Below are 14,890 nucleotides of genomic sequence, written 5' to 3'. Positions count from 1 at the left end.
CGGCGTTTTGTTTTCCCTTTGTCGCGTCCGCTCAGTCGAACAGCGCGTCGATGTCGTCCTGCGAGGCATGCCCGACGTCGCCGGCGAGCTTCGGGCCGTTGAGGAGCTTCTCGTCGTCGCTGCGCTGGTCGACCGGCGCCGGCACGTGGGCCTTGATCGCGTCGACGCCGCCCCAGATGTCCATCATCGCATTGATGTGCTGCTCGATGAACTTCATCGTGGTCATGACCTTGCTGATGCGCTGGCCGGTCAGGTCCTGGAAGTTGCAGGCCTCGAAGATCGAGATGACGCGTTCCTGGATGTCGTCGGCGAGCCGCTTCTGCTGGTCGACCGAGTCGACCTTGGACATCGCGCTGGCCGCCTGATCGATCGATTCAGCCGCTTCGAGGATCTGCTGGGTCGCCTGCTCGGTGCCGCCGACCACCGCGCCGAGTTCGCCATTGACCTTGGCCATCTCGCCGCCGTCGAAGCTCTTGCCGTGCAGGGTCGCGATCTCGCGCTTGGTGCGGTCGATGGCGTCGTGGATGAGGTCGAGCTCGACCTTCAGCTTCTCGCACTGCTCGATCTGCGCCCGATAGGTATCGAGCATGGTGCGTGCTTCGGAAAGCTCGTGGGCCGTGGACGCGTCGATCGCCGCCATGGCCGCGCTGCCGGACATCGGGACCGCGCCCTTTGCCATCTGTGCGCGGATCGCGCGCAGCTCCGCCATGATCTCGCTATGCATCGGGGTTGCCTCTTCGGTTACATCAAGAATCGGCATCTCGCCACCGACGATATCTTCGACACGAAAACGTTTGCGGTGAACAGCCATCAGGATACTCCCCCCACCTCACTCACGCGTCTTTGTAGGCAGAAGCGATTTAACACGAAGTTCACAGCAGGAACTGTTGTGCGGCCGCGCGCGACGGTGCGAAAACCGGCGGTTAACCATGCGCTTCTCGCGTTCATCGAAAATAAACGCTGATCGCCAAATTGGCCCTCCGCTCGCGACGTGGTGAATCAAAACGCCGTTTCCGTTTACCAAACGAAACGGCTTTTGCTCTTTATTGACCACGTCGCGAGTGCGGATCAGCCAACGCGTTCGGCGGCGAATGCAACTAGACGAAACAGTACAGAGTACGTCGATGTTCAAGAAAATGTCTGTCGCGCTGCTCGGCAGCGCTTGCACCTTCATGGCCGGCGCCAACAGCGCCAGCGCCTTCGACAACACGGTGCCGAACGATCCGCCCGCGGTGCTCTATCAGCCGCGGGTGCCGCCGGCGCCGGTGCGCGTCGCCTCCAATGCCAACATGGGCGGCGGCTTCATCGAATTCCTGTTCGGCGACGGCCCCGGCCGCGGCCCGGCCTATGCGCCGCAGCAGCCGATGTATCAGCAGCAGCCGGCCTATTACGATCCGCGCCGCCTACCGCCGATGGGCGACCCGCAGATGCAGGGTGGATATCAGCAAGGCGCGGGCCTCCAGCAGGAGGCGGTCGATCCGCGCCAGCGTGCGTTCGATCCGAAGTTCGAGAAGCAACTCGTTGACTATAGCGGCAAGGAAACTGCCGGCACGATCGTGGTCGATTCCTCGAACAAGTTCCTCTATCTCGTCGAGGGCAACGGCCGCGCGATGCGCTACGGCATCGGCGTCGGACGCGAGGGCTTCACCTGGACCGGCGTGAAGTCGATCACGGCGAAACGCGAATGGCCGGACTGGACGCCGCCGGCGGAAATGATCGCCCGCCGTCCCGACCTTCCCAGGCACATGGAAGGCGGTCCGGAAAATCCGCTCGGCGCACGCGCGATGTATCTGGGCTCGACGCTCTACCGCATCCACGGCTCCAACGAGCCCTGGACCATCGGCACCAACGTCTCCTCCGGCTGCATCCGCATGCGCAACGAGGACGTCATCGACCTCTATGGCCGCGTCAATGTCGGCACCAGGGTCGTGGTGATGTGATCATCTGATGTTTGAAATGAAAACGGTCGCCTCATCGGCGGCCGTTTCTGTTTTGGGACTATCGAGCAGCCTCACGCGTAATCGCTGCCGCCATCGTCTCCGCCGCCGAAGTCGCTGTCGTCGGCCGTGTCCATATTGTCGTTGTTATCGTGGTCCTGATCGTTGTCGTCGCGGTCGTTCGACGTCTGATCGAACAAGCCCTGACGCGAATCCCGGTTCGATCCGATATCGTTGAGGCCGGCGTCGCGCGCGAGCGAGCCGCCGGACTGGTCGCTACCGCCCCAAGGACTACCGCCTCCGCGCTCCTCGATGATGGTGGTGTCACCAAATGCCTGATGCGATCCGCCGCCCATCATGCCGCGGATACTGGAGAGCAGCAGCGAGCCGCCGACCACGCCGGCCGCGGCCGCAGCTGCCGTGCCGAGGAACGAGCCGCCGCCACCGCCGACCGGCGGCGCGCCGTAACCTTGCCCTTGGCCCTGACCATAAGCCTGTCCATAAGGCGGCTGGCCGTAACCGGGCTGCGCCTGCTGCATCGTCTGGCCGCTGTTCCACACCGGCCGCTGATCACGCGGCGGTACATTGGGAACCGAGCCGCGCGAGGGGCTCGAGCCGAACAGGGTGTCGCGCATGGTATCGAGGAAGCCGCCGGACTGGGCCTGCGCGGGCGCATGGGCCGCTTCCAGCTCCTGGATGCGATTATGGGCGCGCTTGAGCGCTTCGTCCTGCAACAGCGTGGTCTGCACCAGCGCATAGATCGCGCCGGGCGCCTTGCGCAAGCCGTCCGAGATCGCGGTGATCGCGTCGGGATCGCGCGGTGCATTCTCGAGTTTCGAAAGCCGGTCGAAAAGCTCGTCAACGAGCTGGCGTTCCTGCGGCGTCATGGTCAATCTCCCTCGCGCCAATCAAGCGCGACCGAGATGTAGGGTTCCATTGTGGCCCCAAAAGTGGCGGCTGGATTAAATTTCGGTATGCGACAAGCTGCCCCGCCGCTTGCCTTTGCCGGGTTCATCCCAATGTCACGTTGCTGGCGGCCAGCAGCTGCGGGAACGCATCGCCTTTGAGATAGGCATGCTCGCGTTCGCGGACGTCAGTCATCGGATCGAGACCTCTGAGGATATCGTCGACAAAACCGGGGTGGCACATCACGAGGCCGCCGTCCGGCAGGCCCGCCAAAAATTGCCGCATCAGCGCGCCGAAATCGGCCGCGCGGGTGAAGTCATAGGCGCCGGCGAAAGCTGGATTGAAGCTGAGGCCGGCGCTGCCGGCGCAGCGGCGGAATTGTGCGCTCAGCATGTCGAGCACCATGGCTTTGGGTGAGGCCAGCCGCTGCGCCAACGGCAAGTCCCGCCCGCCCTGTCGCACCCAGGCGTTTGGCGCGACCTCAGTGACCGCATCGACAAAGCCGTCGCGCACCTGCGGAAACAGCTGCACATGCTGATGGCCGTCGACGAAGTCCGGTGCGCGGCCGAAGGCTTCCGCGAAGGCGGCGAGCTGCGCCCTGACCTCGTTGCGAAAGAACTCGCGGTCGAGCCGCCGCGCCAATCCGGCGCGCAGCAGTTTCGGAAACGGCAAAAACATGTCGCCGTCGAGCGGACGGAAATGCATGGTCAGCGGCCGGAACGGCGCCGACAGCGTCACATGCAGTCCGATCGCGCAGCGTGGGCTCGCCTTCGCCGATGTCGCGAGCGCGTCGACCTCGCCGCGCTCGATCGCGGGGCCCACCATCATCACCGATGTCGCGTTGAGGCGGCCGTGCTCGATCAGGTCGCGGATGGCGCGGTTGACGCCCGGGCTGATGCCGTAATCGTCGGCGCAGAGCCAGATTCGCCGCGGGCTCGCGGCCGCGCTCATTCGGCCGCCGTCCGGCTCGACGCGTCGGCCTCCTTGTCGGCCTTGACGGCCTCAAGATGCTTTTCGCTGTGCTCGGCGACGAAGTAGATCGGGCGCGCCTTCAGCTCGGAGAGGATCTTGCCGATATATTCGCCGACGATGCCGATCATGATCAGCTGCACGCCGCCGATCGTCATCAGGCCGACCACGAGCGAGGGATAGCCAGGCACCTGCTTGCCGGTGGTCCAGACCTCCCACAGGATCGAGAGGCCGAACAGGAAGGCGCCGCCGGCGAGGATCACGCCGAGCAGGCTGGCAAAGCGCAACGGTGCCACCGAGAACGAGGTCAGGCCTTCGATCGACAGGCCGAGCAGGCGCGTGGCGTTGAAGGTCGTCACGCCATGGACGCGCGGGGCGGGCTCGTAGTCGACGCGAATCTGGCGGAAGCCGATCCAGCTGGCGAGCCCCTTGAAGAAGCGGTTGCGCTCGGGGAGTTGACGAAGGGCTGCGACCGCACGCGGCGAGAGCAGGCGGAAATCGCCGGCGTCTTCCGGAATCTTCTGGCGCGCACCCCAATTGATCAGCGCGTAGAAGCCGTGCACGGCGAGCCGGCGCAGGAAGGTCTCGTTGTCGCGATGCGCCTTGGCGGTGTAGACGACGTCGTAACCGTCGTCGATCCAGTGCCGCACCAGCTGCTCGACCAGCGCCGGCGGATGCTGGCCGTCGCCGTCCATGAACATCACGGCGCCGAGCCGGGCGTGGTCGAGGCCGGCCATCAGCGCCGCCTCCTTGCCGAAATTGCGCGACAGCGACACCACCTGGACGTCGATCGCATCGGCCGGCAGGCCACGGGCGATCGACAACGTCGCGTCCGCGCTGCCGTCGTCGACATAGACGACCTCGCAAGCAAGCCGATAGCGCTGCCGCAAGGTCTTCGCGAGATCGCAGATGCGCTGGTGCAGGGAGGCCAGGCCCGCCGCCTCGTTGTAGACGGGGACGACAATCGACAGCCCCTTCGCGGCGGCGCTCGTCGCGGTGGTCGTCAGGGCGGAAACGTCAGAGCCCAGCGTCATCGATCAAGGTTCCAGAGGCGTTTAAATCTTCTTGCGAGGTGTCCCACAGCATATGGTAGCTGCGACTTGCTGTCGCCATGCTGAACGGACCTGAGGCTCACTGCCGCAGGAACGCCTCGAGCCTGGCGAAGAGCGGGTTCTCCCGATCGAACACGTAGTCGAGCGAGACCACCGAGACGGTCTCGGCGCCATGTTCGCGCAGGAAGCTCGCGAGCCCATAGAGCTGCCCCGGTGGGCAGTGCAGCGTCAGCATGCCCGACGAGGTCGGGCCGCCGAACGGCGTTTCGACCCCGAACCTTTTGTGGGCCTGGTCCAGCAAGGCCGCGTCGCACTGCCGGAAGCGGGTGCGGACCTCGCGGTACTTGTTGGCCCGGGCCCGCGCCGCGATGTGATCGAGGATGACGCGCGCGGTCTCGCGCGCCTCAGGCGTCCAGTTGGCCCCCTTCGCGGCGACCAGATTGGCCTGGCTGCGCAGGATCACGCCGTCGTCGAGCACCCGCAGCCCATTGGCTGCGAGCGTGGCGCCGGTCGTGGTGATGTCGACGATCATCTCGGCTGCGCCGGCCGCCGGTGCACCTTCGGTCGCGCCGGCGCTCTCGACGATGCGGTAGTCGACGATACCGTGGCTCTGGAAGAAGGCGCGGGTGAGGTTGATGAACTTGGTCGCGACCCGCATCCGCATGTGATGCTGCTCGCGGAAACCGGTGGTGACGTCGTCGAGATCGGCCATGGTGCGGACGTCGATCCAGGCCTGCGGCACCGCGACGACGACGTCGGCATAGCCGAAGCCGAGCCCGTCGATCAGGGCGACGTGCTTGTCGGCATCCGCGATGTTCTCGCGCACCAGGTCCTCGCCGGTGACGCCGAGATGCGCGAAGCCGCGGGCGAGCTGCGCGGCGATCTCGCTCGCTGACAGATAGGCGACCTCGACATTGTCGAGGCCCGCGATGGTGCCGCGGTAGTCGCGGGCGCCGCCGGCCTTCGACAGCTTGAGGCCAGCACGGGCGAAGAAGGCCTCGGCGTTCTCCTGAAGGCGGCCCTTGGAGGGAACGGCCAGAACGAATGGCGCGCTCATGATGTGAGCTCCTTGCGGCCGACCCGGGTTAGCGTGTCGATCCAGACCGAGAAGCCGACGGCGGCGATTGGCTCGGACGATCCAAGCTGCGTCAGCAGCCGGTCGTAGCGACCGCCGGCGACCAGCGGCTCGGCGCCGTTGCCCCTGTGATGCAGCTCGAACTCGAAGCCGGTGTAATAGTCGAGGCCGCGCCCGAACGCGGTCGAGAAGCGTGTTGCCTTCACGTCGATGCCGCGCGCCGCCATGAACCCGACGCGGCTCTCGAACTGGTCGATCGCCGCGGCAATGTCGAGCTTCGCGTCAGCCGTGAGCGCGCGCAGCTCGGCGATGGCGTCGTCCGGATTGCCCGCGATCGACAGGAAGCGCTTTAGCACGGCGATCGCCTCGCGCGGCAGCGCGCCGCCCTTCAAGGTCGATTGCTCGAGGAAGCGGTCGGCGATCTCGGCGGTGGTGCGGCCGCCGACATTGGTGGTGCCGGCGATCGACATCAGATCGGTGACGAAGGCGAGCGCCGCCTTGCGGTCGGAGCCGGCGAGCGCAGCCAGCACGCCCTCATATTCGCTGCGGGTGGTGGCGGTCGTGCGCGCCAGCCGCTCCAGATCCTGCTCCAGGCTGATCTTGCGGTTGAAGTCCTTGACCAGCCGGCGGCGCCAGACCGGGTAGAGGTCGAGCGCATCGAGCAACGCGTTGAACAGCGCCACGTCGCCGGTGCGGATCTCGACGTCAGGGACGCCGAAGGCCGACGTGGCCTCGAGCGCCAGCGCCAGCATTTCGGCATCGGCCGCGGCGCGGTCCTGGCGGCCGAACGACTCGATGCCGGCTTGCAGGAATTCGCTGGCTTGGCCGCTGCGGTAGCGGAACACCGGACCGAGATAGCTGAACCCGGCCGGCTGGCCGGCGCGTCCCGAGGCGAGGTAGTCGCGCGCGACGGGGATGGTCAGATCCGGGCGCAGGCAGAGCTCCTCGCCCGAGAGATCCGTCGTCAGATACAGGCTCTTGCGGATGTCCTCGCCGGAGAGGTCGAGGAACGGCTCGGCCGGTTGCAGGATGGCGGGCTCGGCCCGGACGTAGCCGGCCTGCCCGAACGACAACAGCAGCGTATCCGCCCAGGCGGCGGAGCCGGCAGCATTTGAGGTGGCACTCGCGGTCATCTCGGGGTCCATCGGCCCGGTGGAACCGGGCTGGGCAAGGGGAAGGCCAAAGGGAGGCACTCGGATTGGCGCAGCCCTTAGCATGGGTCGATGGCGGTTTCGACCTCCAATAGATCAATCGCTTAACAGTATCGGAGCGAGGCTGAGCCATCGATGGGCGGCAAAGCTCGGGTTTGCCGTGAGGTAGCTTGATACCTTATTTCATTAGCATCCGGTTTCGTCGCAAGCTGAGCCCGAAGCGCCGACGGACGCTCCTGCAAGTGGCGCGTCGGTCGCGGCGAAACCATGACCTGCTGCGTCTGACGACGCCTCGTCCGCCAGTTGCTCTGCCAGTTCGAGAATCCTCTGCCTTTTGCGCGGGTCCGTGATCCCGATGAACGTTTTGATCAGTCGCAATTCCTCGCGTCGCCACATGTCGGATTCGATGCCGTCTTCCATGGCCATGTGATCCTGCGCGACCGCCGTCTGAATGGAGCGGGCCTCGTCGAAACGGTTAGATCCGGCGGTCGTGCATTTAAGTTTCGGAGGCACCGCTCGGGCACGCACGCCGACGGTCCTCATTGCCATCGCGAAATTGCTCGACCCACGCGATTCAATGCACCTGCAACAGCAGGCCAACGCCACAATGAGAAATTGAGGACGGCTGGCAAGTTGTCGCATACTCATTTTGGGTATGCGGGATGACCCGCTTGCCGCTGCCTTCGTTTACAATGTGAATGTTGGTTTCCGATTCATGCGCAATGCATCAGACATTACTCGGACGGTCTCGCGACATACGCTCGCCTATATGCTGTTCTCGATCAGCGAGATGTTCCGGTACTACGACGAATTCGACCCGATGGACCTTCTCATCGTTCATGCGATTCTCAATGCGAACGTCATCAATGTGATGAACGATCCGTCACTGGACGAGAAATTTTCCAGCATTCACGCGGTCGAGCCGGATGTGATCAAGCAAGGAGTGTCTCGTGCAGCACTCTCGCGCTTTCTCAGCCTTCCACTCGAGACGGTTCGCCGTCGCGTGACCGGATTGAAGAGGCGAAAGATTCTCGCCGAGACCAAAGCCGGACTCATCGTGACCGAGCAGAACGCCTTCAGGTTCGGAAACAACCACGAACTGCAGAAGACCAACATGCTGCTGCTCACGAAGCTGCTTCGCGATCTCAAGCGCGCCGGCATCAACGGACCGGATGATCTGCGTGCCCCCAAGGACGCTGCATCCGCGAGAAAGGCGAAGTAAGCGGCCGGACATGGATCAACGCCATCTCGACATTGCCCGCGCCAGATCGCAAAGAAGAGCAGCGAACGACGTATTGACGTTCCAGGGGCTCAGGGCATCCTCGGCGCTCGAGCTCCAATCGTTTGACATCGATCATTTCGGCGAAAGCGAGAAATATGCGGGTGCGTCGAGCATGCCCTTGTCTGCCGGGGCGACTGCAATCATGCGTGCCCGGCTCGGCCTGCCGAACCTGACCCTGTCCCTGGTGAAGACGTTCCCGCGGATCATTCGCGGCTATCAGCTGATGAATGCCGTCGCGGTGGTGGTGCCGATGGATGACGTGAGCGCGACCCGCATCAACGGGCAAACCATCGGTAGTTCAGTGGTCATTCTCAAGGGGCAATCCGACTGCCTGGTCTATGAGCCGGAGGGGCGCCTGATGGCCGTTGTCTATTTCAGTTCGCCCGAGCGTGAGCCTTGGGCGCAACTGGCTGACGGCTATTATTTGCTGAAGCCGGCATCGGACCTGCTCGGTTCCCTGCGTCGCTCGATTTCGACCGCGCTCGAAACCGCAGCCTATGATCCAGACTTTTTCGACGGGCCGACGTCGCGAACCGCTGTCGAACAATCCCTGCTCAGTACGATCGATGCTGCCATCCGGACCAGCGTGAACAGCGGGCCTGCGCACTCCACAGCGGACAGCTATCGGCGGATCGTTGCGGAGATGGAGGCATTGATCCGGAATGATCTGACGATCTGGCACAAGACGACCGAAATGGCGCAGCGCGTGGGCGTGTCCGTTCGCACGCTCCAGAGTGCGACCCAGGCGATCTGCGGCATGAGCCCGCATCGCTACAGCCGGGTCTTGCGGCTCTGGTCGGTGCGCAAGCAGCTGCGCATCGGCCCCGAGCGGCGCAGCGTCAAGGCCTGTGCGATTGCGCACGGCTTCTGGCATTTGAGCGAGTTCGCGGCGAGCTACAGAGCGGCGTTCGGTGAGTTGCCGTCCGAGACACTGCATCGCGCGATGCGGGAGGCAATTTAGCCGCCCCAATCGCCCAGCACCGCCTGCACCAGCGCCAACGCTGCCACCGCGGCGGTGTCAGCCCGCATGATCCGCGGACCCATGGCCAGCCTTAGGATGTTCGGCTGCCGCAGCAGCAGCGCGCGCTCTTCCTCGGCAAAGCCGCCTTCAGGGCCGATCAGCACGTCGACGCCCTGGCCGGCCTTGCTTGCGTCTTGCAGGCTTTGAACGGGGCTTTGGACCTCCGCTGCCTCGTCGCAGAAGATGAGCAGGCGGCCCGCGGGGCGCTGACTGAGATACCGCTCCAGCGGCACCGGTTCGGCAACCGCGGCGATGCTCAAAATGCCACACTGTTCCGCTGCCTCGACCACGTTGGCGCGCATCCGCTCGGTGTTGACGCGGGAGGCCTGGGTGAACCGGGTCAGGACCGGTTGCAGCGTGGCGGCCCCCATCTCGATGGCCTTCTGGACCATGTAATCCAGCCGGGCATGCTTGAGCGGGGCGAAGACGTAGGCGAGGTCGGGTAGCCGGTCCTGGGGGCGGGTCTGCTGGAGGATCACCAGGACGTCCGGCCGCTTCCGGCCCTCGATCGCGGCCTGCCATTCGCCGTCGCGGCCGTTGAAGGCCAGCACCTCGGCGCCTGCGGCCAGCCGGAGCACATTGCCGAGATAATTGCTCTGGTCACGGTCGAGCTCGACCCTGGTGTCCTGGGCGAGGGGGGCGTCGATGAACAGGCGAGGGCCGCGAAAATCGAAGGCAGGCATTGATCAAAAGTCCGATTTGCCGCCGTTCTTAACCGAAAGCAGCCATTTCGGGGGTAAATATTGCCAAACTGGTGCGTCTCCGCGCCGCGCTATTGCCCTATTCGACGGGTTGTTAAGCGCCGGTGGGAATCGTAAAAAAGCGAACACGCTGGTTGCGCTTCAATTGGGAAGACGCCGAACCCCGTAGCTCCTGCCGGAGAGACTATCTTGATGATCCGTCGTTTGATGGTTCCGATCGCCGCCGCCATGGTCACCATCCCCATGGTTGTCATGGGTGCCGCGGGCGCTCAGGCCCAGGGATTCCCGGCGCCGCTGCCAGGTCAGACTGCGCCCGATTCCGCGTTTCCGCCCGTGAACGGCTCGGCCCCGGTCGCATCCGTCGGCACCGCGCCGCAAGCCTCCTTCCCCGCCAACGGCGCTGCTCCGATCGGTGGAGGCGGCTTCAGCGCAGCTCCGCCGACGCAGGGCGGCCCCGGCGAGGATTGCATGAAGGCTTTTATGCCGCTGCGCGAGGAAGCCGAGAAACGCGGCAAGCTGATCAAGGCCGCGAGCGACCGTCATGCTGCGCCGGACGAGGCCTGCAAGCTGATCAAGAATTTCAGTCAGGCCGAATTCAAGATGATCAAGTATGTCGAGGCGAATGCCGCCAAATGCGGGATTCCGGCCCAGGTCGGCGACCAGATGAAGAACGGCCACAAGAACACAGAGGCCATGCAGGCGAAGGTCTGCAACGTTGCGCAGCAGATGCAGAACCAGCCGCGCGGTCCGGCCGGCCCGTCTCTGAGCGAGGTCTTGGGTTCGGGCTCGGCGCCCGAGGCCAATGCCGGCAAGAAGGGCGGCAGCACCTTCGACACGCTTAACGGCAACGTCCTCACCCGATGAGCGACGTGAGCGCCCGCGTTGCCGATTCCACCGGCAACTGGGTCGATACGCTCGCGCCGCCATGGGCGCGACCGTATCTGCGGCTGTCGCGCTTCGATCGTCCGATCGGCTCATGGCTGTTGCTGATGCCGTGCTGGTGGTCGGCGGCGCTCGCGAGTGCGATGGCGCACGACGTCAGCCGCCTGCCGCTCACCATCATCCTGTTCTTCGTCGGCGCCTTCGCGATGCGCGGCGCCGGTTGCGCCTGGAACGACATCACCGACCGCGATCTCGATGCCAGGGTCGAGCGCACGCGCTCGCGGCCGCTGCCGTCGGGGCAGCTGAGCACGAAGCAGGCGCTGGCCTTCATGGTCGCGCAGGCGCTGATCGGGCTCGTGGTGCTCCTGCAATTCAACCGCTTCGCGGTTGCGACCGGCATCGCCTCGCTTCTGATCGTCGCGATCTATCCCTTCATGAAGCGGATTACCTGGTGGCCGCAGGTCTTCCTGGGCCTCGCCTTCTCCTGGGGCGCGTTGATGGGATTTGCCGTCACCTTCGGACGCATCGATGTGACGGCGCTGGTGCTCTATGCCGGCGCGATCACCTGGGTGATCGGCTATGACACGATCTACGCGCATCAGGACGCCGAGGACGACGCGCTGATCGGCGTCAAATCGACCGCACGCCTGTTCGGCGCGCATACGCACCAGGCTCTGATCCTGTTCTACGGCCTAGCGGTGATGCTGATCGGTGTGGCGCTGGCGTCTAGCGATGCGCGCTGGCCGGCCTGGCTCGGGCTTGCGGCCTTCGCTGCGCATCTGGCGTCGCAGATCGTGCGGCTCAGGATCGACGATCCCGCGCTTTGTCTCCGCCTGTTCAAGTCGAACAAGAAAGCGGGGCTGTTGCTGCTTGCAGGATTGCTCGCCGACGCGGTGATGCGGGCGGCGTAGCTTCGCTTCAGGTCCGTGCGATGATCTCGCGCTCGTCGCGATGGATCGGCAGCTGGCGCGCCATGGCGATGCGCCGGCGCATCAAGAATTTCGGGCGGCGGGCGCGGATCGCGTTGGCGCGGCGGCGGCGCGGAGCGGGCTTGCGGGCGCCTTCGTCGAGCTGCGGCAGAGCGAAGATTTCGCTCCAGATCGCCCAGGCTTCCGCAAGCTCGTCGCCATCGGCGCTGACCAGCAGCGGAACCGAGAGCGAGGGATCGCGGTGCACCAGCACCAGGGTCTGGGCCTCGTCGTTGCCGCGCAAGGCAACGCCGGTGAAGTCGCTGACGCGGACGTTGATCGCCATCTGCATGCCGCGGACGGCACGGCGCAGCACGACGCGTTCGCGATGAAGCTCGATCTGCCGGACATATCCGTCGGCGCGCGGGTCATGCGCATCGAAGCGGACCGGAAGGGAAAGAGGGTCGAGCCGCAGTGAGCGGCTCGACCCAGCGGGGTTGGCCCCGCATGTTGCTGTTTGACGCCTCACGGCTTTCGTTCTCCCCGCCAGGATTATGTTCCCGGTCGATGCGAGGACCTTAGCGCGCGCTTTTCGGAAACCGCTTAAAAAGGCTGGTTAATCCAGCGTCACCGCCACGCATGATTGACAAGAGCTTGGCGCGCATGATTGACGAGACGTTGCGCGGAAGCTGCGAATCTGAGCTTTTGACAGGCTGAAAATGCTTGAAGTCCGCACCATTTGGGCACATCTGGTGGGTTTGGCCGTCCCAAGCCCGAACCCCGCCCCGACAGGATTTCGTTCGTGAACTCTTCACCATCCGCAAGCTCGACGCTTTCGCCCAAAACCAATCGCGACCTGTTCGATCAGTCCGCGCTGTCGGATCTCGCACAGCGGCTGGTGGAGGCGGCCAAGCGCGCCGGCGCGGATGCGGCCGATGCGGTCGCAGTGCGCGGCGTCTCGCAGGGCGTCGAGGTGCGCGACGGCCGCGTCGAGGAATCCGAGCGGTCCGAGGGCGACGATGTCGGCCTGCGCGTGCTGGTCGGCCGGCGCCAGGCAGTGGTGTCGACCAATGACGCCAGCGGCGACGCCGTCACCAAGCTTGCCGAGCGCGCGGTGGCAATGGCACGCGTCGCGCCCGACGACAAATATGTCGGGCTGGCCGATCCCGCGCTGCTCGCGCGCGACTTCCCCGAGCTCGATCTGCTCGATCCCGATATTCCGGCAACCGCCGAGCTCGAGCGCCGCGCGCTGGAAGCGGAAGCCGCAGCCCTCGCCGTGAAGGGTGTGGCCAAATCCGGCGGCGCCTCGGCCTCGGCCGGCATGGGCGGCATGGTGCTCGTCACCTCGACCGGCTTCCACGGTTCTTACTTGCGTTCCAGCCAGGGCATCTCGGCGACCGCGATCGTCGGCGAAGGCACCAGCATGGAGCGCGATTACGACTTCACCTCTGCGCCGCATGGCGCCGATCTGCTGTCGCCTGAGATCGTCGGCCGTTCCGCCGGCGAGCGCACCGTGGCGCGGTTCAACCCGCGCAAGGTCGAGACCTGCAAGGTGCCGGTCGTGTTCGACCCGCGCGTCGCCGGCTCGCTGGTCGGCCATGTCGTCGGCGCCATCAACGGCGCCTCGATCGCGCGCAAGACCAGCTTCCTGAAGGACAAGCTCGGCCAGCAGCTGTTCGCCAAAAACATCCGCATCATCGACGATCCCCTGCGCAAGCGCGGCCTGCGCTCGCAGACTTTTGACGCCGAAGGCGTCGCGGTGAAGAAGATCGCGCTGATCGACGAGGGCGTGCTGACGACCTGGCTGCTCGACTGCGCCACCGCGCGCGAGCTCGGGCTGACCACCACCGGCCATGCCCATCGCGGCGTCTCGTCCTCGCCGTCGCCCGGGCCGTATAATCTGCATCTCGAAGCCGGCTCTCCGACGCCGAAGGAACTGATCTCCGACATCAAGCAGGGCTTTTACGTCACCGACCTGATCGGCTCCGGCGTCAATGGCGTCACCGGCGATTACAGCCGCGGCGCCTCCGGCTTCTGGATCGAGAACGGCGAGCTGACCTATCCCGTCAGCGAGGTCACGATCGCCGGCCATCTGTTCGAGATCTTCAAGTCGATGCAGCCGGCCAACGATCTCGAGTTCCGCTACGGCATCAATGCGCCGACGGTGCGCATCGAGGGTTTGACGCTTGGCGGACGCTGACGCGAACTCCCTCGACGCAACCACCCTGACGCACGACGCGGCACTGCTGAAAGACACGGTGCGGGAGGCGGGCAGCCTCGCGCAGTCGATGTTCCGCACCGAGCTGAAGAAGTGGATCAAGGGCGCATCCTCGCCGGTCTCGGAAGCCGACATCGCCGTCAACGATTTGCTCGAAGCGCGCCTGCGTGCCGCCACGCCCGACTATGGCTGGCTGTCGGAGGAGAGCGCCGACGATTCCACGCGGCTGTCACGGCGGCTGACCTGGGTGGTCGATCCCATCGACGGCACCCGCAACTATCTCAACGGCCATGACGAATGGTGCGTCAGCGTCGCGCTGGTTGAGAATTCCGCGCCCGTGCTCGCCGCGGTGTTCGCGCCGACCAGTGACGAGTTCTTTTTCGCGGCCCGCGGCCGGGGCACGACGGTCAACGACCGGCAGGTCACGGCCGCGCCCGGCGCCGCGCTCGACTTCTCCCGTGTCGCCGGCCCGAAGCCGATGGTCGAGCGGCTCAATACGCTCGGCGGCGACATCAAGCTGCATCCGCGAATCGGCTCGCTGGCGCTTCGCCTGTGCCGGGTTGCCAATGGCGTGCTGGATGCGGCTTTTGCGGGGGGCAACAGCCATGATTGGGACCTTGCGGCGGCCGATTTGATCGTGCAGGAAGCGGATGGTAGGATGAGCGACCTCTCCGGAGAACCCATCCTCTATAACCGCCGGGAAGTGGCGCACGGGGTGCTGGTGGCAGCGGGACGCGATCGTCATGCGAGCATTGTCGCGCATTTTCGAAACCGTCCCTTGCCCTGAG

16 protein-coding genes are annotated in these 14,890 nt (G+C 65.2%); 7 read left to right on the top strand and 9 right to left on the bottom strand.

The window, feature by feature from the left end:
- Positions 1 to 31: 31 nt before the first annotated feature.
- Positions 32 to 811 (bottom strand): protein phosphatase CheZ, encoded by a 780-nt coding sequence (locus IC761_RS31825; RefSeq protein ID WP_195800581.1) that lies wholly within the window; start codon positions 809 to 811, stop codon positions 32 to 34.
- 313 nt (positions 812 to 1,124) lie between these two features.
- Between IC761_RS31825 and IC761_RS31820 the strand changes: the two genes are divergently transcribed.
- A complete protein-coding gene (locus tag IC761_RS31820) occupies positions 1,125 to 1,940 on the top strand; it encodes a L,D-transpeptidase (RefSeq protein WP_195800580.1) in 816 nt (271 codons plus the stop codon).
- Positions 1,941 to 2,011: 71 nt separating this feature from the next.
- On the opposite strand, the gene IC761_RS31815 is transcribed toward IC761_RS31820, so the two are convergent.
- From IC761_RS31815 to IC761_RS31790, 6 genes are all read right to left on the bottom strand, one after another.
- Positions 2,012 to 2,824, bottom strand: coding sequence for a DUF2076 domain-containing protein (locus tag IC761_RS31815; protein WP_195800579.1), 813 nt, complete (start codon positions 2,822 to 2,824; stop codon positions 2,012 to 2,014).
- 124 nt (positions 2,825 to 2,948) lie between these two features.
- Positions 2,949 to 3,794, bottom strand: a complete 846-nt coding sequence (locus IC761_RS31810; protein WP_195800578.1) for a ChbG/HpnK family deacetylase — start codon at positions 3,792 to 3,794, stop codon at positions 2,949 to 2,951.
- Entirely contained in the window at positions 3,791 to 4,846 is a 1,056-nt protein-coding gene (locus tag IC761_RS31805) for a glycosyltransferase family 2 protein (protein ID WP_195800577.1), read from the bottom strand. The genes IC761_RS31810 and IC761_RS31805 overlap by 4 nt, the downstream gene beginning before the upstream one ends.
- Positions 4,847 to 4,943: 97 nt before the next feature.
- Positions 4,944 to 5,921, bottom strand: coding sequence for an ATP phosphoribosyltransferase (hisG, locus tag IC761_RS31800; protein ID WP_195800576.1), 978 nt, complete (start codon positions 5,919 to 5,921; stop codon positions 4,944 to 4,946).
- The gene (locus tag IC761_RS31795; protein WP_195800575.1) at positions 5,918 to 7,072 is read right to left on the bottom strand and encodes an ATP phosphoribosyltransferase regulatory subunit; all 1,155 of its coding nucleotides are present in this window, start codon (positions 7,070 to 7,072) and stop codon (positions 5,918 to 5,920) included. Before IC761_RS31795 ends, hisG begins: the two co-directional genes overlap by 4 nt.
- 204 nt (positions 7,073 to 7,276) lie before the next feature.
- Positions 7,277 to 7,510, bottom strand: coding sequence for a hypothetical protein (locus IC761_RS31790; RefSeq protein WP_246791396.1), 234 nt, complete (start codon positions 7,508 to 7,510; stop codon positions 7,277 to 7,279).
- Between the two features lie 349 nt (positions 7,511 to 7,859).
- Here IC761_RS31790 and IC761_RS31785 point away from each other — a divergent pair, with 349 nt between their 5' ends.
- Positions 7,860 to 8,312, top strand: a complete 453-nt coding sequence (locus IC761_RS31785) for a hypothetical protein (protein ID WP_246791395.1) — start codon at positions 7,860 to 7,862, stop codon at positions 8,310 to 8,312.
- A gap of 10 nt (positions 8,313 to 8,322) precedes the next feature.
- On the top strand, positions 8,323 to 9,333 hold the full coding sequence (locus IC761_RS31780) for a helix-turn-helix domain-containing protein (RefSeq protein ID WP_195804838.1): 1,011 nt from the start codon (positions 8,323 to 8,325) through the stop codon (positions 9,331 to 9,333).
- Here IC761_RS31780 and IC761_RS31775 read toward each other — a convergent pair.
- Positions 9,330 to 10,076 carry a 16S rRNA (uracil(1498)-N(3))-methyltransferase gene (locus IC761_RS31775; protein WP_195800574.1) on the bottom strand — a complete coding sequence of 249 codons (747 nt, stop codon included), beginning with the start codon at positions 10,074 to 10,076 and terminating at the stop codon, positions 9,330 to 9,332. The genes IC761_RS31780 and IC761_RS31775 overlap by 4 nt on opposite strands.
- 210 nt (positions 10,077 to 10,286) lie before the next feature.
- Between IC761_RS31775 and IC761_RS31770 the strand changes: the two genes are divergently transcribed.
- Both IC761_RS31770 and ubiA read left to right on the top strand, forming a co-directional pair.
- Positions 10,287 to 10,958 carry a hypothetical protein gene (locus IC761_RS31770; protein WP_195800573.1) on the top strand — a complete coding sequence of 224 codons (672 nt, stop codon included), beginning with the start codon at positions 10,287 to 10,289 and terminating at the stop codon, positions 10,956 to 10,958.
- Positions 10,955 to 11,887, top strand: a complete 933-nt coding sequence (gene ubiA, locus IC761_RS31765) for a 4-hydroxybenzoate octaprenyltransferase (protein ID WP_195800572.1) — start codon at positions 10,955 to 10,957, stop codon at positions 11,885 to 11,887. Before IC761_RS31770 ends, ubiA begins: the two co-directional genes overlap by 4 nt.
- Positions 11,888 to 11,894: 7 nt before the next feature.
- Here the strand turns inward: ubiA and IC761_RS31760 are convergent, their stop codons facing one another.
- The gene (locus IC761_RS31760; protein WP_195800571.1) at positions 11,895 to 12,413 is read right to left on the bottom strand and encodes a DUF6101 family protein; all 519 of its coding nucleotides are present in this window, start codon (positions 12,411 to 12,413) and stop codon (positions 11,895 to 11,897) included.
- Between the two features lie 273 nt (positions 12,414 to 12,686).
- Between IC761_RS31760 and IC761_RS31755 the strand changes: the two genes are divergently transcribed.
- Both IC761_RS31755 and IC761_RS31750 read left to right on the top strand, forming a co-directional pair.
- Positions 12,687 to 14,084 (top strand): TldD/PmbA family protein, encoded by a 1,398-nt coding sequence (locus tag IC761_RS31755; RefSeq protein WP_195800570.1) that lies wholly within the window; start codon positions 12,687 to 12,689, stop codon positions 14,082 to 14,084.
- On the top strand, positions 14,071 to 14,889 hold the full coding sequence (locus IC761_RS31750; protein ID WP_195800569.1) for a 3'(2'),5'-bisphosphate nucleotidase CysQ: 819 nt from the start codon (positions 14,071 to 14,073) through the stop codon (positions 14,887 to 14,889). The genes IC761_RS31755 and IC761_RS31750 overlap by 14 nt, the downstream gene beginning before the upstream one ends.
- The last annotated feature ends 1 nt before the right edge of the window (position 14,890 follow it).

The sequence above is a fragment of the Bradyrhizobium commune genome (assembly GCF_015624505.1).
In the GTDB taxonomy this organism is placed as follows: domain Bacteria; phylum Pseudomonadota; class Alphaproteobacteria; order Rhizobiales; family Xanthobacteraceae; genus Bradyrhizobium; species Bradyrhizobium commune.
This window is presented reverse-complemented; position numbering and strand designations above follow the sequence as displayed.